This window comes from Pseudomonas sp. Pc102 (assembly GCF_018408275.1).
Taxonomy (GTDB): Bacteria; Pseudomonadota; Gammaproteobacteria; order Pseudomonadales; family Pseudomonadaceae; genus Metapseudomonas; species Metapseudomonas tohonis.
This window is the reverse complement of sequence record NZ_AP021905.1, coordinates 682,674-705,337: the sequence shown is the minus strand read 5'-3', so window position 1 is coordinate 705,337 and position 22,664 is coordinate 682,674. Positions and strand designations below refer to the sequence as shown.

Sequence of the window (22,664 nt, the reverse complement as noted above, 5' to 3'; positions counted from 1 at the left end):
AACCTCAAGGTAACGGGCAGGCAATCGCCAATCCAACGAACACAAGATCCGGAAGGACTTTGGCCTGGGGAAACTCATCCTTCACCAGAAAGGCATCTCCACCTGTCAGATAGAGCTCGAAGCAACCTCCCAGCCAGTCCCTCGCCTGCACAACCTGGGTGTGCACAAAACCTTGCAACATCAACAGGCAGCCTCGCTCTACAGCCTCGACTGTTGAGCGCCCCGGCACCATTTCCTGCAGAGCTCGCTCTGCGGCGTCATCGCCATACCGGATACGTCGAGTATGCGTTCGCAACTGATTACGCATGAGCGGCATTCCTGGACAGATGAAGCCGCCAAGATGTTCCCCCGCTGCAGAAACGAAGTCTGAGGTAACCGCCGTACCAAGATCCAGGACCAGACATGCACTATTCGACAGATGATAAGCCCCAAGAACAGCAAGCCATCGATCAAGCCCCAGGCGCTGAAAATCGTCATAGCCGTTGCGCACCCCAGCCATCTCCCTGGAAGGCTGAGCACAAGCAGATTCGATAGCAAAGGCCGCGCGCAATTTATCCATGAGCCGATGGGTTTCATCGTCGGTACGCACGCTTACGAGGCGACACCAGCTCAGCTCAATCTTGGATGTCGAGAGCACCGCGATCAGCTCATCCTCGGAACCTACGATACCTCCGGCAAGAACTCGCATCTCGGTAGTAGAGATCACGCGCCACTTGATGAAGCTGTTACCGCAATCAAGCTCAAGAATCATTACGCAACCTCAAACTGAGCTCTCCGCCACTGAAAATCTTCTCGGAACCATCAACATCCATTCGCAGGGCACCACTATCGTCCACCCCCAGAATGACGCCATCGACACGCTGTTTGCCCGCAATCAGCGAGGCCTGCCTCCCGCGCCAGAGATGGTCAGCCTCCCACTCAGCCCGCAGGACCTTGAAGCCCTCGCGATGACATTGCGCCAGACAGTAATTCAGCTGCTCAAGAACATTTATGGCAAGCGCGGTTCGATCAAAAAAACCACCACTTTCGAGGACAATGGAGGTCCAGGGCTGACTTATCTCCGCGTTAGCCCCACGCATATTGACGTTGATGCCGATACCAATAATGACACTGCAGATGTCTGCGGGATCCCCAATCAACTCCAGAAGAATTCCCGCTATCTTGCGGTCATTGACCAGAATATCGTTGGGCCACTTGAGCCCAAGACCAGAGAGCCCGCTCAAACGTATTGCTCGCAGGACAGCCAGCCCTACTATGAGACTAAGGCCCTCTAGATGGCCCACGCCCCCCTCGACGCGCAAGCCCACGCTGCAGTAAAGATTCTGCCCATAGGGGCTGACCCATTCCCGACCGCGCCTGCCGCGACCGCCGGTCTGGTGCTCTGCCAGGACAGCAAAAGGAGTCTCGGCTCCAGCGGCGATACGCCGCATGACTTCAGCATTAGTGGAATCGACGGTTTCAACAACAGCACAGGAAAAGCCCGGCACGCCGTCGTTCAGCCTTGCGGGATCAAGAAGACTCATCGGAGCTTCCAATCGGTAGCCTTTGCCACGCAGCTTATGAAACCGGACGTCGTAGTTCGCCTCGAGAGATTGCAATTGCTTCCAGACGGCACTTCGACTAACACCGAGCGCCCGCCCCAACTCCTCACCGGAGTGAAACTGGCCGTCCTGTAGGAGCTTCAATAAGGTAAGCATGCGCGCACCGCCTCAGAATGAGGCACGCATCATAGCCATGCATGCTGGGATTGCATAGAAAAGTACAGATTGGAATAGGCCATATAGTCGAAAGGACATTCGACAAATCTCGACGCTGTGGCCGATTTTCTTAAGCGCAAAGTCAAACCCCCGACCTTCTTGCGAAGATCGGGGGTTTGGTATAGGTGCTTGACGATGACCTACTCTCACATGGAGAAACTCCACACTACCATCGGCGATGCATCGTTTCACTACTGAGTTCGGGATGGGATCAGGTGGTTCCAACGCTCTATGGTCGTCAAGCAATTCGGTTGGGGTATCGTCTGGGACGCGACCCCGAATGGGTATGTGATAAGGCTTTGCAAGTTCTGGCCAATTTTCGGCTAAGTCGACTTCACCTTATAACAACAATCGTCAGATTGTTTGGGTGTTATATGGTCAAGCCTCACGGGCAATTAGTATTGGTTAGCTCAACGCCTCACAGCGCTTACACACCCAACCTATCAACGTCGTAGTCTTCGACGGCCCTTTAGGGGATTCAAGATCCCAGTGAGATCTCATCTTGAGGCGAGTTTCCCGCTTAGATGCTTTCAGCGGTTATCTCTTCCGAACGTAGCTACCCGGCAATGCCACTGGCGTGACAACCGGAACACCAGAGGTTCGTCCACTCCGGTCCTCTCGTACTAGGAGCAGCCCCTCTCAAATCTCAAACGTCCACGGCAGATAGGGACCGAACTGTCTCACGACGTTCTAAACCCAGCTCGCGTACCACTTTAAATGGCGAACAGCCATACCCTTGGGACCGGCTTCAGCCCCAGGATGTGATGAGCCGACATCGAGGTGCCAAACACCGCCGTCGATATGAACTCTTGGGCGGTATCAGCCTGTTATCCCCGGAGTACCTTTTATCCGTTGAGCGATGGCCCTTCCATACAGAACCACCGGATCACTAAGACCTACTTTCGTACCTGCTCGACGTGTCTGTCTCGCAGTCAAGCGCGCTTTTGCCTTTATACTCTACGACCGATTTCCGACCGGTCTGAGCGCACCTTCGTACTCCTCCGTTACTCTTTAGGAGGAGACCGCCCCAGTCAAACTGCCCACCATACACTGTCCTCGATCCGGATGACGGACCAGAGTTAGAACCTCAAGCATGCCAGGGTGGTATTTCAAGGATGGCTCCACGCAGACTGGCGTCCACGCTTCAAAGCCTCCCACCTATCCTACACAAGCAGGCTCAAAGTCCAGTGCAAAGCTACAGTAAAGGTTCACGGGGTCTTTCCGTCTAGCCGCGGATACACTGCATCTTCACAGCGATTTCAATTTCACTGAGTCTCGGGTGGAGACAGCGCCGCCATCGTTACGCCATTCGTGCAGGTCGGAACTTACCCGACAAGGAATTTCGCTACCTTAGGACCGTTATAGTTACGGCCGCCGTTTACCGGGGCTTCGATCAAGAGCTTCGCTTGCGCTAACCCCATCAATTAACCTTCCGGCACCGGGCAGGCGTCACACCCTATACGTCCACTTTCGTGTTTGCAGAGTGCTGTGTTTTTAATAAACAGTCGCAGCGGCCTGGTATCTTCGACCGGCATGGGCTTACGGAGCAAGTCCTTCACCCTCACCGGCGCACCTTCTCCCGAAGTTACGGTGCCATTTTGCCTAGTTCCTTCACCCGAGTTCTCTCAAGCGCCTTGGTATTCTCTACCCAACCACCTGTGTCGGTTTGGGGTACGGTTCCTAGTTACCTGAAGCTTAGAAGCTTTTCCTGGAAGCATGGCATCAACCACTTCATCGTCTAAAAGACGACTCGTCATCAGCTCTCAGCATTAAGCGCCCGGATTTACCTAAGCACTCTGCCTACCACCTTAAACTTGGACAACCAACGCCAAGCTGGCCTAGCCTTCTCCGTCCCTCCATCGCAGTAACTAGAAGTACAGGAATATTAACCTGTTTCCCATCGACTACGCTCTTCAGCCTCGCCTTAGGGACCGACTAACCCTGCGTCGATTAACGTTGCGCAGGAACCCTTGGTCTTTCGGCGTGCGAGTTTTTCACTCGCATTGTCGTTACTCATGTCAGCATTCGCACTTCTGATACCTCCAGCAAGCTTCTCAACTCACCTTCACAGGCTTACAGAACGCTCCTCTACCGCATCACTTACGTGATACCCGTAGCTTCGGTGTATGGTTTGAGCCCCGTTACATCTTCCGCGCAGGCCGACTCGACTAGTGAGCTATTACGCTTTCTTTAAAGGGTGGCTGCTTCTAAGCCAACCTCCTAGCTGTCTAAGCCTTCCCACATCGTTTCCCACTTAACCATAACTTTGGGACCTTAGCTGACGGTCTGGGTTGTTTCCCTTTTCACGACGGACGTTAGCACCCGCCGTGTGTCTCCCATGCTCGGCACTTGTAGGTATTCGGAGTTTGCATCGGTTTGGTAAGTCGGGATGACCCCCTAGCCGAAACAGTGCTCTACCCCCTACAGTGATACATGAGGCGCTACCTAAATAGCTTTCGAGGAGAACCAGCTATCTCCGAGCTTGATTAGCCTTTCACTCCGATCCACAGGTCATCCGCTAACTTTTCAACGGTAGTCGGTTCGGTCCTCCAGTCAGTGTTACCTAACCTTCAACCTGCCCATGGATAGATCGCCCGGTTTCGGGTCTATTCCCAGCGACTAGACGCCCTATTAAGACTCGCTTTCGCTACGCCTCCCCTATTCGGTTAAGCTCGCCACTGAAAATAAGTCGCTGACCCATTATACAAAAGGTACGCAGTCACCCAACAAAGTGGGCTCCCACTGCTTGTACGCATACGGTTTCAGGTTCTATTTCACTCCCCTCTCCGGGGTTCTTTTCGCCTTTCCCTCACGGTACTGGTTCACTATCGGTCAGTCAGTAGTATTTAGCCTTGGAGGATGGTCCCCCATATTCAGACAAAGTTTCTCGTGCTCCGTCCTACTCGATTTCACTTCTAAGATCCTTTCGCGTACAGGGCTATCACCCACTATGGCCGCACTTTCCAGAGCGTTCCGCTAAAATCAAAGAAGCTTAAGGGCTAGTCCCCGTTCGCTCGCCACTACTAAGGGAATCTCGGTTGATTTCTGTTCCTCAGGGTACTTAGATGTTTCAGTTCCCCTGGTTCGCCTCTTGCACCTATGGATTCAGTACAAGATACCTAGGTTATCCTAGGTGGGTTCCCCCATTCAGAGATCTCCGGATCAAAGTCTGTTTGCCGACTCCCCGAAGCTTATCGCAGGCTACCACGTCTTTCATCGCCTCTGACTGCCAAGGCATCCACCGTATGCGCTTCTTCACTTGACCATATAACCCCAAGCAATCTGGTTATTGTCTCTAACGTGAAGACGACATTCGCCGAAAATTCGCGCTTGAACTCGCAAATTTTACCTTGACTTGATTAATCACCAGTGAAAGAGATTAATCAGTCTACTTCTATCACATACCCAAATTTTTAAAGAACGGTTCTGGCGCAAAGACCAGAAATCAATGCCATTCTCAAGGCACTCATTTCTGAGCTTTCAGCGATTTAAGAGTGGATGGTGGAGCCAAGGAGGATCGAACTCCTGACCTCCTGCGTGCAAAGCAGGCGCTCTCCCAGCTGAGCTATGGCCCCTCGAAGACCTGCCACGCCCATGACAATTGGTGGGTCTGGGCAGATTCGAACTGCCGACCTCACCCTTATCAGGGGTGCGCTCTAACCAACTGAGCTACAGACCCAATCGTCTTACTCTCGGGTCTAACAACCCAATCGCTTTTCGCAAGTGAATCAAGCAATTCGTGTGGGAGCTTATGAAGAAGCTGATGTCTTCGATTAAGGAGGTGATCCAGCCGCAGGTTCCCCTACGGCTACCTTGTTACGACTTCACCCCAGTCATGAATCACTCCGTGGTAACCGTCCCCCTTGCGGTTAGACTAGCTACTTCTGGAGCAACCCACTCCCATGGTGTGACGGGCGGTGTGTACAAGGCCCGGGAACGTATTCACCGTGACATTCTGATTCACGATTACTAGCGATTCCGACTTCACGCAGTCGAGTTGCAGACTGCGATCCGGACTACGATCGGTTTTATGGGATTAGCTCCACCTCGCGGTTTGGCAACCCTTTGTACCGACCATTGTAGCACGTGTGTAGCCCTGGCCGTAAGGGCCATGATGACTTGACGTCATCCCCACCTTCCTCCGGTTTGTCACCGGCAGTCTCCTTAGAGTGCCCACCATAACGTGCTGGTAACTAAGGACAAGGGTTGCGCTCGTTACGGGACTTAACCCAACATCTCACGACACGAGCTGACGACAGCCATGCAGCACCTGTGTCTGAGTTCCCGAAGGCACCAATCCATCTCTGGAAAGTTCTCAGCATGTCAAGGCCAGGTAAGGTTCTTCGCGTTGCTTCGAATTAAACCACATGCTCCACCGCTTGTGCGGGCCCCCGTCAATTCATTTGAGTTTTAACCTTGCGGCCGTACTCCCCAGGCGGTCGACTTATCGCGTTAGCTTCGCCACTAAGATCTCAAGGATCCCAACGGCTAGTCGACATCGTTTACGGCGTGGACTACCAGGGTATCTAATCCTGTTTGCTCCCCACGCTTTCGCACCTCAGTGTCAGTATCAGTCCAGGTGGTCGCCTTCGCCACTGGTGTTCCTTCCTATATCTACGCATTTCACCGCTACACAGGAAATTCCACCACCCTCTACCGTACTCTAGCTCAGTAGTTTTGGATGCAGTTCCCAGGTTGAGCCCGGGGCTTTCACATCCAACTTGCTGAACCACCTACGCGCGCTTTACGCCCAGTAATTCCGATTAACGCTTGCACCCTTCGTATTACCGCGGCTGCTGGCACGAAGTTAGCCGGTGCTTATTCTGTCGGTAACGTCAAAACAGCAAGGTATTAACTTACTGCCCTTCCTCCCAACTTAAAGTGCTTTACAATCCGAAGACCTTCTTCACACACGCGGCATGGCTGGATCAGGCTTTCGCCCATTGTCCAATATTCCCCACTGCTGCCTCCCGTAGGAGTCTGGACCGTGTCTCAGTTCCAGTGTGACTGATCATCCTCTCAGACCAGTTACGGATCGTCGCCTTGGTGAGCCTTTACCTCACCAACTAGCTAATCCGACCTAGGCTCATCTGATAGCGCAAGGCCCGAAGGTCCCCTGCTTTCTCCCGTAGGACGTATGCGGTATTAGCGTTCCTTTCGAAACGTTGTCCCCCACTACCAGGCAGATTCCTAGGCATTACTCACCCGTCCGCCGCTGAATCATGGAGCAAGCTCCACTCATCCGCTCGACTTGCATGTGTTAGGCCTGCCGCCAGCGTTCAATCTGAGCCATGATCAAACTCTTCAGTTCAATACTGCTTGGGTTTTGAGAAAACCCTAAACTTGGCTCAGCAATCGCAAATAAACTCTCGAATTCACGAGTGTTACTTGTGTTGCTGATAATCAGTCGACTACCAGTCTTACATCACAAGCACCCACACGAATTGCTTGATTCAAGTTGTTAAAGAGCAATTTCGATCAAGTCTTTCGTCTCAACCGAGGCCGCGCATTCTACAGCAGCCTTTCCTTCTGTCAAGCTGTTTTTCGAAGAATTTTTCATTCTACTCAACAACTTGCGCTTCAGTGATTCTTTCGCTTCACATCAGCGGGAGGCGAATTCTACAGCGTTCAAACTCGCTGTCAACACCTCTTTTTCAGTTTCTTTCGGAGTCACCCGAGCGAAACCGGCGATACCTGAAACCAGCCCGGCACCACCCTTCCACCGCACCGATCAAACCTTGGCTTGACCACCCTCCAGTTACTTAACCTATTGATTTACAAGAGGTTTTTCTTGGATTCCGCTGTGGAAGTGGTGCGCATTATAGGGATACGAAACGGCACGTCAACACTTAAATGAAAAAATCATTCAGCCTTCAACGAGATACGCGCAAACGCCTTCTTACCAGCCTGGCAAACATGCACGGCGCCACGCTTGAAGATGAAGCCGCGATCGACTACCGCGCCATCTACACGAACACCACCAGAGCCGAGCAGATCACGAGCGACAGCGGCGTTCTTCACCAACCCCGCCTTATTAAGGACGGATGCAATCGGCATGTCCTCTTCTGCTACCAACTCGATTTCCGGAAGATCCTCAGGCAGCTCGCCTTCCTTCATACGGTTGCCAGCTGAACGATGCGCAGAAGCCGCAGCCTCTTCCCCATGGAAGCGAGCCACGATCTCTTCGGCCAGTTTGATCTTGATGTCGCGAGGGTTCGCACCCTGCTCGATATCGCGACGGAACTGCTCGATCTCTTCCATGGAGCGGAAGCTGAGCAGCTCGAAGTAACGCCACATCAGTGCATCGGGAATGGACACCAGCTTGCTATACATTACGCCCGGCGCTTCCTGGATACCCACGTAGTTACCCAGAGACTTGGACATCTTCTTCACACCATCCAGGCCTTCGAGCAGCGGCATGGTGACGATGCACTGGGACTCCTGCCCGTAGGCGCGCTGCAGCTCACGCCCCATCAGCAGATTGAACTTCTGATCGGTACCACCCAGCTCGACATCCGCACGCAACGCTACAGAGTCATAGCCCTGAACCAAGGGATAGAGGAACTCGTGGATCGCGATCGGCTGATTGCTGCTGTAGCGCTTGTCGAAGTCATCGCGCTCCAGCATCCGCGCCACCGTGTACTGGGACGAAAGGCGAATGAAATCCGCCGGGCTCAGCTGATCCATCCAGGTGGAGTTGAACGCCACTTCCGTCTTCGCAGGATCGAGAATCTTGAACACTTGGGTTTTGTAAGTCTCGGCGTTGTCCAGGACCTGCTCGCGAGTAAGCGGCGGGCGGGTGGCGCTCTTGCCGCTGGGGTCGCCGATCATTCCAGTGAAGTCACCGATCAGGAAGATCACCTGATGACCCAACTCCTGGAACTGACGCAGCTTATTAATAAGGACGGTATGTCCAAGGTGCAGATCGGGCGCGGTCGGATCGAACCCCGCCTTGATGCGCAGGGGCTGCCCCCGCTTGAGCTTTTCTACCAGCTCGGACTCGACCAGAACCTCTTCTGCGCCGCGCTTGATAAGCGCCAGCTGCTCTTCAACCGACTTCATGAAAGCCCCGTAACCGCTCGACAAACCAAAAGGGAACCAAACATACAAGATCGCTGACTAATTACAAGTTTTGCGCCCGGGTCGGTACCAACCGGCGGAAGGCAGGATCTTGAGGTTGCCTACGCCGTATTTTGGTTATATTTTAGGCAGTTAGTTCACATTCTAAAAACACCACTCGCCATGACGCATATCGTTCCTAAAGCGCCGCGCTACCCGAAAAGCCATTTGCTGGCCGCAAGCGGTGTAGCTGCGCTGCTCAGCCTGGCTTTGCTGGTGTTCCCGTCTCGTGAAGTCGAGGCGAAGAAGACCTACATCAATCTGGAAATGGAGAACGGCTCCGAAGCCCTCCTCCAGGAGAAGGACGACCTCCGACCAGACACCGTCAACGGAGAAGAGGGCAGCTCGCCATTCGCATCCATCGAGCGCCCTGCGGACGACCAGAACAGCGCCGACAAAGACGCGGACAAGGACGAAGCCTCAACCGATCTAGCATCCAGCGAACCACCCGAAGAGCCCGGCCTGCACACCGTGACCGTTGGCAACGGCGACACCTTGTCGACCCTGTTCAGCAAGGTCGGCCTGTCCGCCACCGTTCTGCATGACGTGCTCAATAGCAGCAAGGATGCCAAGGACCTTAGCCGCCTGAAGATCGGCCAGGCGTTCGAGTTCCGCCTCTCTCCCGAAGGCGAGTTGCAGAGCCTGCATTCCAAGCTCAGCGACCTCGAGACCGTGACCCTGTCCAAGACCGACAAGGGCTACGACTTCAAGCGTGACCTGGCCAAGCCGGACATCCACCCCGCCTATGCCCACGGCGTGATCGACAGCTCGCTGTTCCTCTCCGCCAAGCGCGCCGGTCTCTCGCATAACCTGACCATGGACCTGGCGAACATCTTCGACTACGACATCGACTTCGCCCTCGACATCCGAGAAGGGGACGAATTCGAAGTCATCTACGAAGAGAAGTCGGTCAACGGCAAGCAGGTAGGCACCGGCAACATCCTCGCCGCGCGCTTCACCAACCGTGGCAAAACCTACAGCGCCGTTCGCTTCACCAGCAGCCAGGGCATCGCCAGCTACTTCCGCGACGACGGCACCAGCATGCGCAAGGCCTTCATCCGGACCCCGGTGGATTTCGCCCGCATCAGCTCCCGCTTCTCCATCGGCCGCCGCCACCCGATCCTCAACAAGATCCGCGCCCATAAAGGTGTCGACTACGCAGCCCCACGCGGCACGCCTATCAAGGCCACCGGCGACGGCAAGATCGTCCTGGCCGGTCGTCGTGGTGGCTACGGCAACGCGGTGATCATCCAGCACAGCGGCAAGTACCGGACCCTCTACGGCCACATGCAGGGCTTCGCCAAGGGCATCAAGACCGGCGGCACCGTCAAGCAAGGGCAGATCATCGGCTACATCGGCACCACCGGTCTCTCCACTGGTCCCCACCTGCATTACGAGTTCCAGGTCAACGGCCAGCACGTCGACCCGCTTGGCGTGAAGCTGCCCATGGCCGATCCGCTGGCCAGCGCCGAGAAGAAGCGCTTCCTGCAGATGAGCAAACCGCTGATGGCACGCATGGACCAGGAAAAGGCCACCATGCTCGCGCAGAACAAGCGCTGACCCGATGCCGCGCTACCTCGGAGTGATGTCCGGAACCAGCCTGGACGGACTGGACATCGCCCTGATCGACCAAGGAGAGCGCACTCGCCTCCTCGCCTCACACTACATCCCCATGCCCGACTCGCTCCGCCAGGAGCTGCTCTCGCTCTGCGCGCCAGGCGAAGACGAACTCGCACGTGCAGCCCTGGCCGAGCGGCGCTGGGTAGAACTCGCCGCCTCAGGCATCGACGTCCTGCTTCGCGAAAAGGGCCTGGCAGCCACCGACATCCGCGCCATCGGCAGCCACGGCCAGACCGTGCGCCACGAACCGGCGCGCGGCTTCACCATCCAGATCGGCAACTGCGCCCTGCTGGCCGAGCTTACCGGCATCACCGTGGTCGGTGACTTCCGCCGGCGCGACGTCGCCGCCGGCGGCCAAGGCGCCCCCCTGGTGCCCGCCTTCCATGAAGCGCTCTTCGACGACCGCAACGGCAACCGCGCAGTGCTCAATATCGGTGGATTCAGCAACCTGTCACTGATCGAGCTCGACCAAGCGGTGCGCGGCTTCGACTGCGGTCCCGGTAATGTGCTGATGGATGCCTGGATCCACCTCAACCTCGGCCAAGGCTACGACCGTGACGGAGCGTGGGCGGCCAGCGGCCAGGTGCAGCCGTCGTTGCTGGACACACTGCTGGAGGACGACTTCTTCAGCACGCGCGGCCCGAAAAGCACCGGTCGTGAATTGTTCAACCTGAACTGGCTCCAGGCACACCTCGCCAAGCTGCCGACCCTCAAGCCCGAGGATGTGCAAGCCACCCTCCTCGAACTCAGCGCCCGCAGCATGGTGGATGCGCTCAAGACCGCCCAGGCGGAAACCCTCGAACTGCTGGTGTGCGGTGGCGGTGCCCACAACGGCACCCTGATGCGCCGCCTCGCCGAACTGCTACCGGGAACCCAGGTCAGCACCACCGACAGCCGGGGCGTGCCTGCGGACTGGGTCGAAGCCATGGCCTTCGCCTGGCTGGCCCACTGCTGCCTCGAAGGCATCCCCGCCAACCGCCCGAGCGTGACCGGGGCCAAGGGCTTGCGCATCCTCGGCGCCATCCATCCCGCCTGAACCAAACCGCACAAACGAAAACGCCGTGCATGAGCACGGCGTTTCTGCATCAGCGAACAGCGATCAGATCGAGAAGGACGAACCGCAACCGCAGGTCGTGGTGGCATTCGGGTTCTTGATCACGAAGCGCGAACCCTCGAGGCCTTCCTGATAGTCCACTTCCGCACCGGCCAGGTACTGGAAGCTCATGGGATCGACGACCAGGCTCACACCGTCGCGCTCGACGATGGTGTCGTCGTCAGCCACGTCTTCATCGAAGGTGAAGCCGTACTGGAAGCCCGAACAGCCACCGCCCGTGACGAAGACACGCAGCTTGAGCCGCGGATTGCCTTCCTCATCGATCAGGTTCTTCACCTTGTTTGCCGCTCCATGCGTAAACATCAGGGCTGTGGGGGTGAAGGATTCGACACTCATGCTGTAACTCTCCCGGCTGGACGCCGCCTTACTGCGCTGTGGCCACGCATTATCCGCTTACCCTAGAAAACTGGTCAACTATTAAGCGTCCGTGTTTTCCGGGCTGATCGGCGCCTCCAGCAGGCGCTGTGCCTCCTTGATGTGCCCGAGGCGCCCCTCTATCTGCGCCCCCATGGCCATCTCCATGAGCCCGTAATAAAGATTGCCGCGTACTCGTGCCTTGGCGCCCAGCTCCAAGTGCTCGGCGGCGAACACATCGCCCACCACCTCGCCGTCGATGATCACGTGGGGCGCGCGGATCTCCCCCTCCACCAGTCCTTCGACGCTGACCCTGACCAGCCCTTCGCTGGCGTTGAGATTGCCCTTGAGGCGACCGTCCACCTGGACAGCGCCCTGGAAGCGCAGATCGCCCTCCAGTTCCGCGCCGATGGCGATGATGCTGGTCTTGCCGCTGAAACGCTGCAGATCGGCCTTGGGTTTCTGTTTGTTGAACATGATCGTCATGACTCCTCGTCGATCCACTCGAATGTGCGCTCCAGCGGTTTCTGCTGGCCGTCCACCTGCGCGCGCACCTTTACCTGACGGGGACTGAAGCCTTCGGGCAACTCCAGTTCGGCGAAACGTCCCGCCTCGGGAATCGCCTGGAAGTGCTTGAAGGAAAAAACGACATCCTGCTGCGCCATCTCGCTGGAGAGTGCAGCCAACTCCAGGCTCGCCTCCTTGCCATCCTGGCGACCGATCACCCGAACCCGCAGCGTGCCCTTGATCGGCTGGTCATCCTTGCCGACCCGGCTGAGCATCAGCCGGAAACGGAAGCGCTGCGGCTGGTCCGTGCCGTGCAATTCGAAGGCACGGATGCGCAATCCCTCCCGGCGGCTGTCCGGCGCCAGCACGCCCCGGTAGAACGCCAGCTCCTGCTGCAGCTTGAAAACCTGCTCTTCCATCATCTTGATGCTCTGGCGGCTCTGCTCATTGGCCTGGTGGCCCAGTCGCTCGCCGCTTTCCAGCACCGCCTGGCGCTGCTGCAGCTGATCGAGCGCACGGGTGCGCTCATCCAGCTGAGCGCGCAGGCTGTCTCGTTCGGCCACGGCATCCGCCAAGCCTTCGGCACGCAACCAGCCACCCACGAAGAACGCGACCGGCAGCGCCAGCAGCAGCACCACTACCAACCAGCGCACCAGCCGTTCACGGCGCGGGTCACTGATTCGGACCTCCCAGCGCGACATCAGCGAAGCACGGCAGAGGGCGATCGGGGAGACAGAACGCCATCGCGAATGGCTAGCTTGGACATCGACCGCACCCTGAGACCGGAAAGCCGCCGATGATAAAGCCGCGTCGGCCAAGGGCCAACCGCCGAGGTGACGCATGACCGCCGGAGCCTCTACTATCGGACCCACCTCACATCAGGGAACATCCGATGCTCTATCTCTGGCTCAAGGCCTTCCACATCATCGCCGTCGTATGCTGGTTCGCCGGCCTCTTCTACCTGCCTCGCCTGTTCGTCTACCACGCCTCGGCCGAAGACACGCCCAGCCGCGAGCGCTTCTGCATCATGGAGCGCAAGCTCTACCGCGGCATCATGCAGCCGTCCATGATCCTCACCCTGCTGCTCGGCGCCGGCATGCTCTACCTCAATCCCGCCTGGCTCAAACAGGGCTGGTTGCACGCCAAGCTCACCCTGGTGTTCCTGCTGATCGGCTACCACCACATCTGCGGTGCCATGCTCAAGCGCTTCGCCCGTGGCGAGAACGGCCGCAGCCACGTGTTCTACCGCTGGTTCAACGAAGTCCCGGTCCTGTTCCTGCTCGCCATCGTCATCCTGGTGGTGATCAAACCCTTCTGACTCCCGACTGCCCCACACGAGGAACGCCCGATGTCACTGCCCGCCCTGCTCGAACAACGCCTGCGCATGCCCGTCGTCGCCGCGCCCATGTTCCTGGTCTCCGGCCCGGAGCTGGTCCTGGCCTGCAGCAATGCGGGCATCGTCGGCAGCTTTCCCGCGCTCAACCAGCGCGACAGTGCGGGCTTCCGCGCCTGGCTCGACGAGATCGAAGCGGGCCTGCAGGCAGATGCCGCCCCCTTCGCGGTCAACCTCATCGTCCACCACAGCAACCCGCGCCTGCAGGCCGACCTGGCCATCTGCGTCGAGAAGAAGGTCCCCATCGTCATCACCAGCCTGGGCGCGGTGAAAGAGGTGGTCGATGCGGTGCATAGCTACGGCGGCCTGGTGTTCCATGACGTCACCACCCGCCGTCATGCCGAGAAGGCCGCGCAAGCCGGCGTCGACGGACTGATCGCCGTGGCGGCCGGCGCCGGTGGCCATGCCGGCACCTGGAGCCCCTTCGCCCTGGTCGCCGAAATCCGCCAGTTCTTCGACAAGACGCTGCTCCTGGCCGGCTGCCTCAACCACGGCCACGAGATCTTCGCCGCACAGATGCTCGGTGCCGATCTCGCCTACCTCGGCACCCGCTTCATCGCCACCCGCCAGAGCAACGCCGACAGCCCCTACAAGCAGATGATCCTCGACGCCCGCGCCGCCGACATCGTCCACACCCCGGCCGTCTCCGGCGTCCCGGCCAGCTTCATGCGCCAGAGCCTCGAAGCCGCCGGCTACGACCTCAAGCGCCTGACCGACAAGGCCGACATCAACTACGGCGAGAAGCTCAAGCCCATCAGCGACGAGGCCAAGGCCTGGAAGACCGTCTGGTCCGCCGGCCAGGGCGTGGGCGACATCGACGACCTGCCGACGGTGGAAGAGCTGATCACACGCCTCGACCACGAGTACCGTGCCGCCACCCAGCGGGCGAACCGCCTCGGCCAGCGCTGGCCGGGATGAAGCGTCGGCACCTGCTCGGCCTGGGTGCACTCGGGGCGCTCGGGCTGTGGGCCATGCGCCCCGGCGACCAGGGCCGTCCCCATGCGCCCTATTTCGCCAGCCTGCAGAACCTGTTGAAACAGGAAGGCGGTGGCGTGCCGCAACTGGTCATCGACCTGGACCGGCTCGATGCCAACGCCGACCTGCTCGCCCAGCGCCTCGGCACGCTGCCGGTGCGCCTGGTCGCCAAATCCCTGGCCTCCAACGGGCTGCTCGAGTACCTCGCCAAGCGCCTGGATACACGCCGCTTCATGGTCTTCCACCACCCCCAGATCAACCAGCTGGCCCGAGCCTTCCCAGATGCCGACCTGCTGCTGGGCAAGCCGCTACCGGTCGCGGCAGCGCTTGCTTTCTACCAGCAGCTGGGCAACGGCCAGCCCTTCGACCCATCGCGCCAGCTCACCTGGCTGGTCGATAGTCCGCAACGCCTGGCCCAGTACCTCGAACTGGCCCAAGCCCTGCAAAAACCCATGAGCATCGCGCTGGAGATCGACATCGGCCTGCAGCGCGGCGGCCACCCGGACGCCGCGAGCCTGGCGCAAACCCTGCGATTGCTGGCAGGCAACCAGCCGCTGCTGCACCTGCGCGGCCTGATGGGCTATGACGCCCAGGTGGCCCACGCTCCCTTCTGGACCGGCAGCCAGGATGCGTTCGAGGCCGCCAATGCGCGCTACACGACCTTCATCGAGGCCGCACGGGGCTTCCCCGCCATCTGGCCCCGGGAGCCCTTGCTCAACGGCGCCGGCAGCCTCACCTACCCCTTGCACGCCAAGGGCAAGACGCCGCTGAACGAAGTCGCGATCGGCTCGGCCCTGCTCAAACCCCTTGAGTTCGATACCCCCCTCCTGGCCAGCCACCAGAGCGCGATCTGGATCGCCACCCCGGTGCTCAAGATGCAGAGCGGCACCCTCCCCTACCTGCAACAGGCACAGGGCGCGCTCGAAGCCTGGAACCCCAACCGGCACAACGCCTACTACCTGTATGGCGGCCGCTGGCCGGCGCAGCCGGTCTCGCCCGAGGGTCTGGCCTATGACGGCATCTACGGGCGCAGCGCCAACCAGGAGCGCCTGATCGGCTCCGCCGGCACTGCACTCGCCGTGGACGACTGGGTGTTCCTGCGCCCCCTGCTCTGCGAAGGCTTGTTCGACCGCTTCGGCGAACTGCGCCTGCTCCGCCACGGCAAGCTGGTCGGCACCTGGAAGCCACAACCAGCCGCCTGACCGGCTCCGCTTTTTGTGCGGCAGGCCGCTTGTGCCGCAGGGTGCGCCACCATTACGCTGTGCCATCCCTAACCAGCCGCCGACAAGGATGCCCGCATGTCCGATGCCCGCTACAAGATCGTCTTCGAAGGAGAACTGATGCCCGGTGTGGCATTGGAGACCGTGAAGGAGAACCTGGCCAAGCTATTCAAGAGCGATGCCAGCAAGATCGACAGCCTGTTCGGTGGACGCCCCGTTGCGCTAAAGCGCGACCTCGAGGAAGTCGAGGCGGACAAGTACCTGGCCGCCCTGCAGCGCGCCGGTGCCCAGGTGCGCAAGGAGCAGGACCTCGCCGCCGGCTTCAGTCTGGTGGAAACCGAGGACCATCCCAACCCGGAGACCCTGGCCGCCGTCGAAGCCGAGCAGGACACCGGAACCATGACCTGCCCCAAATGCGGCCATGAGCAGGCCAAGTCCGTCGAATGCCAGGCCTGCGGCATCATCATCGAGAAGTACCTGGCGCGTCAGGCCCAACTGGCCGAAAGCGCACCGGCAACCGCCTCCGCCGTGGCCGGCACCGCGACCTCGCCCTATGCCACCCCGCAGGCGCAGGTCGGCGAAGCGCTGCCGCAGTACTGCGAGCTGCGTCCATTCGGCATCACCGGCCGTATCGGCCGCGTGCGCTATCTGGCCTGGTCCTTCGTGTTCATGGTCGCGCTGCTGGTGGTGATCGGCGTCGGCGCCGGCATCGGCTTCGCCATCCACCCGGTGGTCGGTGGCCTCCTCGCGGCCGTGCTGGGTATCGCCGCCATCGTCGTGAGCGTGCAGATCAACGTCCAGCGCCTGCACGACATCGGCTGGTCCGGCTGGCTCTACCTGCTGAACTTCGTGCCCATCGTCGGCAGCGTCTTCCCCCTGCTGCTGCTGTTCATCCCCGGTACCACCGGCGTCAACCGCTTCGGCCCACCGCCACCGCCGAACACCACCGCAGTCAAGGTCCTGGCCTGGATGTGGCTGGTCATCCCCGTCGTCTTCGGCATCCTCGCGGCCATCAGCATCCCGGCCTACCAGGATTACGTGGAACGCTCCGAGATGAGCAGCTACGAAGCCCCGGTCGACGGCGAGTACGCGGAACCCACCGAGGAAGGCGAGTACGTCGATCCCTCCGAGTCCGCCGACCCGGCTGAGGCGGAAGCACCCGCCGACCAGGAAGAGTTCGAGTCCAACTGAGCAACCTCCCGGGGCTGACGTTGTCCAACCCGGCCCCGACACGGAGATTCGCGATGCCTCGTTTTGCCCTGATTACCGGCGCCTCCAGCGGCCTCGGCCTCGCCCTGGCGGAAGCCCTGGCACGCCGGGGCCGCCATCTGATCCTGGTGGCCCGGCAACGCGATGCACTGGAGAGCATCGCCTACGAACTGACCCAGCGCTTCGGCGTGGAAGTGCTCTACCGCACCTGCGACCTCTCCGAACCCCTGCAACTCTCCGGGCTGCTGCATGAGCTGAACCAGGGCGAGCGGGAAATCGACCTGCTGGTGAACAACGCCGGCATCGGCACGTCCGGCCTCTACGTCGAACAGGACTGGAGCCGCGAACAGGAGCTCATCGAGCTCAACGTCCTCGCCCTCGCCCGTCTCTGCCATGAAATCGGCGGCGCCATGGCCAGCCGTGGCACCGGCCAGATCCTCAATGTCGCCTCGGTCGCCGGCTTCCAGCCTGGCGCCTGGATGAGCAACTACTACGCCAGCAAGGCCTACGTGCTCCACTTCTCCGAAGGGCTGCGCGAAGAGCTCAAGGTCCATGGCGTCGGCGTCTCGGTGCTCTGCCCCGGCCCGACCCGCACCGCATTCTTCCGTGGTGCACGGATGGCCGGCGAGAAGCTCGAAGGCAGCAAGCTGATGATGAGTGCCGAGGAAGTCGCCCTGATCACCGTGAAGGCGCTGGAGAAGAACCGCGCCATCATCATCCCCGGCTGGCGCAACCGCCTGCTGGCGATGAGCCCGCGCCTGTCGCCGCGCTGGCTGGTCCGGCGCCTGGCCGGGCGCATCAACAAGGCTTACCTCCCCAAATAGAAAAGGCGCCGCGAGGCGCCTTTCTTCATATCCGGCCGCTTCAATCGGCCTTCACGCAACGCCCGTCCGCCCAGGCCCGCAACTTGGCCTGCTCCTCGGCCATCACCACCGACAGCGGCGCCGTACCCAGCAACTGCTGCAGCAGCAGCGCCTGGCTCACGCCGACCTGGGCGGCCTGCGCGGCATAAAGCATCCCCACCACCGCCTGCTCGATCTCGGCGCCGGAAAAACCGTCGCTGGATGCCGCAAGGACCGGCAGATCGAACTGAGCGGGGTCGATATCGCGGCGGGACAGGTGGATGCGGAAGATCTCGGCCCGCACCTCGGCGCCGGGCAGGTCCACGAAGAACAGCTCGTCGAAGCGCCCCTTGCGCACCAGCTCCGGCGGCAGGCGGTGTATGGCGTTGGCGGTGGCCACCATGAACACCGGCGCCTTGCGCTCCGACATCCAGGTCAGCAGGGTGCCCAGCACGCGCTGGCTCACGCCGCCGTCCTGGTCGCCGCTGGCCAGGCCCTTCTCCAGCTCATCCATCCACAGCACGCAGGGCGCCATCTGCTCGGCCAGCTTGAGGGCATCGCGCAGGTTGCGCTCGGTCTCGCCGAAGAACTTGTTATACAGGCAGGCGAAGTCCAGGCGCAGCAACGGCAGCCCCCAGAGACCGGCCACCGCCTTGGCTGCCAGGCTCTTGCCGCCGCCCTGCACCCCTACCAGCAACACGCCCTTGGGCATGTTGGCCGGCTTGGCCTCCATGAAGGCGCTCTGTCGCTCGCCCAGCCAGCGCTTGAGGTTGCCCAGCCCGCCGACGTCGGCGAAGCGCGCGGTGTCGTATTCGAAGCTGAGCACGCCTTCCAGGTCGAGCAGCTGGAACTTGGTCTTGTTCAGCTCCGGCAGGTCTTCCTGGGTGATGGCGCCGTCATCGCAGATCACGTTGCGCGCCAGCGAACGCGCCTCGCCATGGCTGAGCCCGCGCAGGTTCTTCACCACCTGCTGCAGGGTGCGGTTGTCGGTGCGCACGCGAGCGCCACGGTTGCGCTCGCTCCAGCGCGCGGCTTCTTCGCGGACGATGGCCAGCAACTCATCTTCGCTCGGCAGGGCCAGGCTGAAGCGCGCACTGTAGCGCTGCACTTCGGCGGGCAGCTTCATCGCGTGGGAGACCAGCACCAGGGTCGGCTTGTGAATGGCCTCGGCCATGGCGACTTCCTTGAGCAGGCGCACCAGCTTGGGGTTGTCGTCGAAGAAGGGGTGCAGGTCGCACATCACGTAGAGATTGGGTTGCGGGTCGGCCTTGATCAGGCGCAACGCGGCTTCCGCATCGGTGCTCGCGCCATCGCCTACCGGTTCGCCACCGAAACCGAGGCGCTGCAGGCCCTCGGTCACCGCCCAGGTGAACAGGCCGAGCCCGCGCTTGACCGCCAGGGTGGTCAGGGTCTCCAGCACGCGCTGCTCGTCCCAGGACTCGATGACGATGAGCTTGACCTTGGAGTCCAGCACCAGCCCCAGATCGTGGATGTCGTTCTTCACACAGGCTCCTTGTGCGGCCAGGCAGGCTGGCCGGGATAAACACGCGCCGCTAAACTCGGGGGCTTCTTATAACAGGCCGGAGAATGTCCGTGGACTGTCTGTTCTGCAAAATCGTCGCTGGGGACATCCCCGCGCGCAAGCTCTATGAAGACGATCACGTGATCGCCTTCCACGACATCGCCCCCCAGGCCCCGGTGCACTTCCTGGTGATCCCGAAAAAACACATCGCCACCCTCAACGACCTCACCGAGGACGACAAGGCGCTGACCGGGCATATCGTCCACACCGCCCAGCGCCTGGCGAAGGAACAGGGCTGCGACGAAGGCTTCCGCGTGGTGATGAACTGCAACGAGCTGGGCGGCCAGACCGTCTACCACATCCACATGCACGTGCTCGGTCAGCGCCAGCTGCACTGGCCGCCGGGCTGATGCGCAGCACGCTACTCCTCGCCCTCTCGCTGCTACCGCTCGCCGCCCTGGCCCAACAGGCCGGCGAGCGCCTGCGTGATGCACTGCCGGGCGGCGCCCAGGGCCCCGAGCTGGTGGTGGTCCCTGCGGGCGAATTCCTCATGGGCGATGCAACCGGGCGCGGCAACGACAACGAGCGCCCGCCCCATCGCGTGGTCATCGAGAAACCCTTCGCCATCGGTCGCGTAGAGCTGACCTTCGACGACTGGCAGCGCTACGCGAGCGCCACCGGCAAGCCGATGCCCGACAACGAAGGCTGGGGCCTTTCCGGGCAGCGCCCGGTGATCCACGTGAGCTGGTTCGACGCCCGCGCCTACTGCGACTGGCTGAGCCAGGCCACGGGCCAGCGCTATCGGCTGCCCACCGAGGCGGAATGGGAATACGCCGCGCGGGCCGGTAGCCGTGGCTATTACGCGTGGGGCGACGAGCTGGACAGCAGCGAGAGCGCACCACGCGCCCATTGCCGGGGCTGCGGCACGCCCAATGCGATCCGCGGCAAGACCGCGCAGGTGGGCCAGTACCCGGCCAACGCCTTCGGGCTGCACGACACCGCCGGCAACGTCTGGGAATGGACCGCCTCGCGCTTCGTCGCCCCCTTCGACGGCAGCGAGACGCAGCCCGCGGCGCTGCTCGACCGCAGCCCGCGCGTGGTGCGGGGTGGCGCCTGGAACAGCGGACCTTCCTACCTGCGAACCAGCCTGCGTGATCTCAAGCAGCCGGGGCACGACGACTACGCCCTGGGCTTCCGGGTGCTGCGCGAGCTGCAGTGATCCCGGTCAAACCCGGGCAGGCCCGATGGGTTAAACTGCCCGGCATTCTTGCCTACCGGAGGTGCCCCATGGCCACCGAACGCCAGTACTCCCCCGTTGACCGCTTCCTGCTCCAGGCCGATGCGGCCCTCAAGACCCTGCTGCCCTTCAAGGGCCAGCCCTATCGCCCCAACCCGGCGAACCTGCAGGACGAAGCGCCCATGAGCGAGGCGGACAGCCGCCATGTCACCGGCCTGATGCGTATCAACCACACCGGTGAAGTCTGCGCCCAGGCCCTGTACCAGGGTCAGTCACTGACCGCCAAGCTGCCGGAAGTGCGCAAGGCCATGGAGCACGCCGCCGAAGAGGAGATCGACCACCTGGCCTGGTGCGAGCAACGCATCCGCGAGCTGGGGGGCCGCCCCAGCGTGCTCAACCCGCTGTTCTACGGCCTGTCCTTCGGTGTCGGCGCCGTCGCCGGCCTGATCAGCGACAAGGTCAGCCTCGGCTTCGTCGCCGCCACCGAGGACCAGGTCTGCAAGCACCTGGACGACCACCTGCAGCAGATCCCCGCCGAGGACGCCAAGTCCCGCGCCATCCTCGAGCAGATGCGCACGGACGAAGAGCACCACGCCACTACCGCGCTGGAGGCCGGCGGCCTGCGCTTCCCCGCTCCGGTGAAGTTCGGCATGACGCTGCTTTCCAAGGTGATGACCAAGAGCACCTACAGGGTCTGACGCAGCGGCAAGCTGCAAACCCCAAGCTGCAAGAAAACGACAGACTGCAAAAACGACAAAGGGCGCCTGGGCGCCCTTTGTGCTTTCCACTTGTAGCTTGCGGCTTCGCGCTTGCAGCCCCCGCGCTTCAGCGCGGCATATTGCGCGCGTAGAAGATTTCCAGCATCTCATGCCGGACGCGCTCTTCGACCTGCTTGCGCTGCTCAGCGGTCAGGTTGGAGGTCGCGTCGCCGAACAGGTAGTTGTCCAGGTCGAAGTTCTTCAACAGCATCTTGGTGTGAAACAGGTTCTCCTGGTACACGTTCACGTCCGTCATCTGGTACGCGTCCTGGGTATCGTCGGAGAGGTAGTTCTGGATCGAGTTGATCTCGTGGTCGATGAAGTGCTTACGGCCTTCCACATCGCGGGTGAAGCCACGCACGCGATAGTCGACGGTGACGATGTCCGAGTCGAACTGGTGGATCAGGTAGTTGAGCGCCTTCAGGGGCGAAATCACGCCGCAGGTGGAAACGTCGATGTCCACGCGGAAGGTCGCGATCCCCGACACCGGATGGATTTCCGGGTAGGTGTGAACGGTGATGTGGCTCTTGTCCAGATGGGCCAGGATGGTCTCGGGCAGCGGGCCGGGGGATTCCTCGATCTGGCTGTCGGTGGGCGTCACCGGCTGCTCGGAAATGAGGATGGTCACGCTGGCGCCCTGGGGATCGTAATCCTGGCGGGCGATGTTGAGGATGTTCGCACCTATGATGTCGACCACGTCGGTGAGGATCTGGGTCAGGCGCTCGGCGTCGTACTCTTCGTCGATGTACTGGACGTAGGCCTGCTGGTCCTCGGGGGTCTCTGCATAGCAGATGTCATAGATGTTGAAGCTCAAGGTCTTCGTCAGGTTGTTGAACCCGTGGAGCTTGAGTTTGCTTTTCACCGTTGGGAACTCTCTGTTCATTGCGGCCCTGCCGCGTTGTTGAGCATGCCCGTCAGAAGCGCACAGTGACTTCTGCGTAGGACGGTTTACACCTCTTCGCGATGGCGATTGTGGTTATCGGTTCTGGGGCGGAGTGCCCCGGAAAAACGAGGGGGCGCATTATGCAGTCGACGGG

At 60.7% G+C, this 22,664-nt stretch carries 18 protein-coding genes, 2 tRNA genes and 3 rRNA genes; 10 read left to right on the top strand and 13 right to left on the bottom strand.

Annotated elements, in window-relative coordinates:
• Positions 1 to 4 precede the first annotated feature (4 nt).
• The 8 genes from PHLH3_RS03290 to tyrS form a co-directional block, all read right to left on the bottom strand.
• Positions 5 to 751 (bottom strand): pantothenate kinase, encoded by a 747-nt coding sequence (locus PHLH3_RS03290; protein WP_213628209.1) that lies wholly within the window; start codon positions 749 to 751, stop codon positions 5 to 7.
• A complete protein-coding gene (birA, locus tag PHLH3_RS03285) occupies positions 741 to 1,697 on the bottom strand; it encodes a bifunctional biotin--[acetyl-CoA-carboxylase] ligase/biotin operon repressor BirA (RefSeq protein WP_213628208.1) in 957 nt (318 codons plus the stop codon). Before birA ends, PHLH3_RS03290 begins: the two co-directional genes overlap by 11 nt.
• 187 nt (positions 1,698 to 1,884) lie before the next feature.
• Positions 1,885 to 2,000: ribosomal RNA gene (rrf, locus tag PHLH3_RS03280) — 5S ribosomal RNA — on the bottom strand.
• A gap of 131 nt (positions 2,001 to 2,131) precedes the next feature.
• Positions 2,132 to 5,022 (bottom strand): 23S ribosomal RNA (locus tag PHLH3_RS03275).
• 234 nt (positions 5,023 to 5,256) lie between these two features.
• Positions 5,257 to 5,332: transfer RNA gene (locus PHLH3_RS03270), tRNA-Ala, on the bottom strand.
• 27 nt (positions 5,333 to 5,359) lie between these two features.
• Positions 5,360 to 5,436: transfer RNA gene (locus tag PHLH3_RS03265), tRNA-Ile, on the bottom strand.
• Between the two features lie 95 nt (positions 5,437 to 5,531).
• Positions 5,532 to 7,068 (bottom strand): 16S ribosomal RNA (locus tag PHLH3_RS03260).
• Together the 16S, 23S and 5S rRNA genes with 2 tRNA genes alongside form the textbook arrangement of a ribosomal RNA operon.
• A 551-nt stretch (positions 7,069 to 7,619) precedes the next feature.
• Positions 7,620 to 8,819 (bottom strand): tyrosine--tRNA ligase, encoded by a 1,200-nt coding sequence (tyrS, locus tag PHLH3_RS03255; RefSeq protein WP_213628207.1) that lies wholly within the window; start codon positions 8,817 to 8,819, stop codon positions 7,620 to 7,622.
• 180 nt (positions 8,820 to 8,999) lie between these two features.
• Here tyrS and PHLH3_RS03250 point away from each other — a divergent pair, with 180 nt between their 5' ends.
• Positions 9,000 to 10,436 (top strand): peptidoglycan DD-metalloendopeptidase family protein, encoded by a 1,437-nt coding sequence (locus tag PHLH3_RS03250; protein ID WP_213628206.1) that lies wholly within the window; start codon positions 9,000 to 9,002, stop codon positions 10,434 to 10,436.
• A gap of 4 nt (positions 10,437 to 10,440) precedes the next feature.
• Positions 10,441 to 11,532 (top strand): anhydro-N-acetylmuramic acid kinase, encoded by a 1,092-nt coding sequence (locus tag PHLH3_RS03245; RefSeq protein WP_213628205.1) that lies wholly within the window; start codon positions 10,441 to 10,443, stop codon positions 11,530 to 11,532.
• A 63-nt stretch (positions 11,533 to 11,595) separates the two neighbouring features.
• On the opposite strand, the gene erpA is transcribed toward PHLH3_RS03245, so the two are convergent.
• From erpA to PHLH3_RS03230, 3 genes are all read right to left on the bottom strand, one after another.
• Positions 11,596 to 11,946, bottom strand: coding sequence for an iron-sulfur cluster insertion protein ErpA (gene erpA / locus PHLH3_RS03240; protein ID WP_111262226.1), 351 nt, complete (start codon positions 11,944 to 11,946; stop codon positions 11,596 to 11,598).
• 81 nt (positions 11,947 to 12,027) lie between these two features.
• Positions 12,028 to 12,441, bottom strand: coding sequence for a polymer-forming cytoskeletal protein (locus tag PHLH3_RS03235; protein ID WP_173179845.1), 414 nt, complete (start codon positions 12,439 to 12,441; stop codon positions 12,028 to 12,030).
• A gap of 5 nt (positions 12,442 to 12,446) precedes the next feature.
• A complete protein-coding gene (locus PHLH3_RS03230) occupies positions 12,447 to 13,313 on the bottom strand; it encodes a DUF6776 family protein (RefSeq protein WP_244862974.1) in 867 nt (288 codons plus the stop codon).
• Positions 13,314 to 13,363: 50 nt separating this feature from the next.
• Here PHLH3_RS03230 and hemJ point away from each other — a divergent pair, with 50 nt between their 5' ends.
• The 5 genes from hemJ to PHLH3_RS03205 all read left to right on the top strand — a co-directional run bounded on the left by hemJ (position 13,364) and on the right by PHLH3_RS03205 (position 18,092).
• Entirely contained in the window at positions 13,364 to 13,789 is a 426-nt protein-coding gene (gene hemJ, locus PHLH3_RS03225) for a protoporphyrinogen oxidase HemJ (RefSeq protein WP_213628204.1), read from the top strand.
• A gap of 30 nt (positions 13,790 to 13,819) precedes the next feature.
• Positions 13,820 to 14,782 (top strand): nitronate monooxygenase family protein, encoded by a 963-nt coding sequence (locus tag PHLH3_RS03220; protein WP_213628203.1) that lies wholly within the window; start codon positions 13,820 to 13,822, stop codon positions 14,780 to 14,782.
• Positions 14,779 to 16,041, top strand: coding sequence for an alanine racemase (locus tag PHLH3_RS03215; RefSeq protein ID WP_213628202.1), 1,263 nt, complete (start codon positions 14,779 to 14,781; stop codon positions 16,039 to 16,041). Before PHLH3_RS03220 ends, PHLH3_RS03215 begins: the two co-directional genes overlap by 4 nt.
• A gap of 96 nt (positions 16,042 to 16,137) precedes the next feature.
• Complete coding sequence (locus tag PHLH3_RS03210; protein WP_213628201.1) at positions 16,138 to 17,250, top strand: DUF805 domain-containing protein; 1,113 nt, start codon at positions 16,138 to 16,140, stop codon at positions 17,248 to 17,250.
• Between the two features lie 53 nt (positions 17,251 to 17,303).
• Entirely contained in the window at positions 17,304 to 18,092 is a 789-nt protein-coding gene (locus tag PHLH3_RS03205) for an SDR family oxidoreductase (RefSeq protein WP_213628200.1), read from the top strand.
• A 40-nt stretch (positions 18,093 to 18,132) separates the two neighbouring features.
• On the opposite strand, the gene PHLH3_RS03200 is transcribed toward PHLH3_RS03205, so the two are convergent.
• A complete protein-coding gene (locus PHLH3_RS03200; RefSeq protein ID WP_213628199.1) occupies positions 18,133 to 19,614 on the bottom strand; it encodes an AAA family ATPase in 1,482 nt (493 codons plus the stop codon).
• An 89-nt stretch (positions 19,615 to 19,703) separates the two neighbouring features.
• Here PHLH3_RS03200 and PHLH3_RS03195 point away from each other — a divergent pair, with 89 nt between their 5' ends.
• From PHLH3_RS03195 to coq7, 3 genes are all read left to right on the top strand, one after another.
• Positions 19,704 to 20,042: a histidine triad nucleotide-binding protein gene (locus PHLH3_RS03195; protein WP_213628198.1), complete on the top strand. Its 339-nt coding sequence runs from the start codon at positions 19,704 to 19,706 to the stop codon at positions 20,040 to 20,042.
• Positions 20,042 to 20,851, top strand: coding sequence for a formylglycine-generating enzyme family protein (locus PHLH3_RS03190; RefSeq protein WP_213628197.1), 810 nt, complete (start codon positions 20,042 to 20,044; stop codon positions 20,849 to 20,851). The genes PHLH3_RS03195 and PHLH3_RS03190 overlap by 1 nt, the downstream gene beginning before the upstream one ends.
• 68 nt (positions 20,852 to 20,919) lie before the next feature.
• Complete coding sequence (coq7, locus tag PHLH3_RS03185) at positions 20,920 to 21,567, top strand: 2-polyprenyl-3-methyl-6-methoxy-1,4-benzoquinone monooxygenase (protein ID WP_111262234.1); 648 nt, start codon at positions 20,920 to 20,922, stop codon at positions 21,565 to 21,567.
• 127 nt (positions 21,568 to 21,694) lie between these two features.
• Here coq7 and speD read toward each other — a convergent pair whose 3' ends face one another.
• Positions 21,695 to 22,489, bottom strand: a complete 795-nt coding sequence (gene speD, locus PHLH3_RS03180) for an adenosylmethionine decarboxylase (protein ID WP_111262235.1) — start codon at positions 22,487 to 22,489, stop codon at positions 21,695 to 21,697.
• Positions 22,490 to 22,664: the final 175 nt, after the last annotated feature.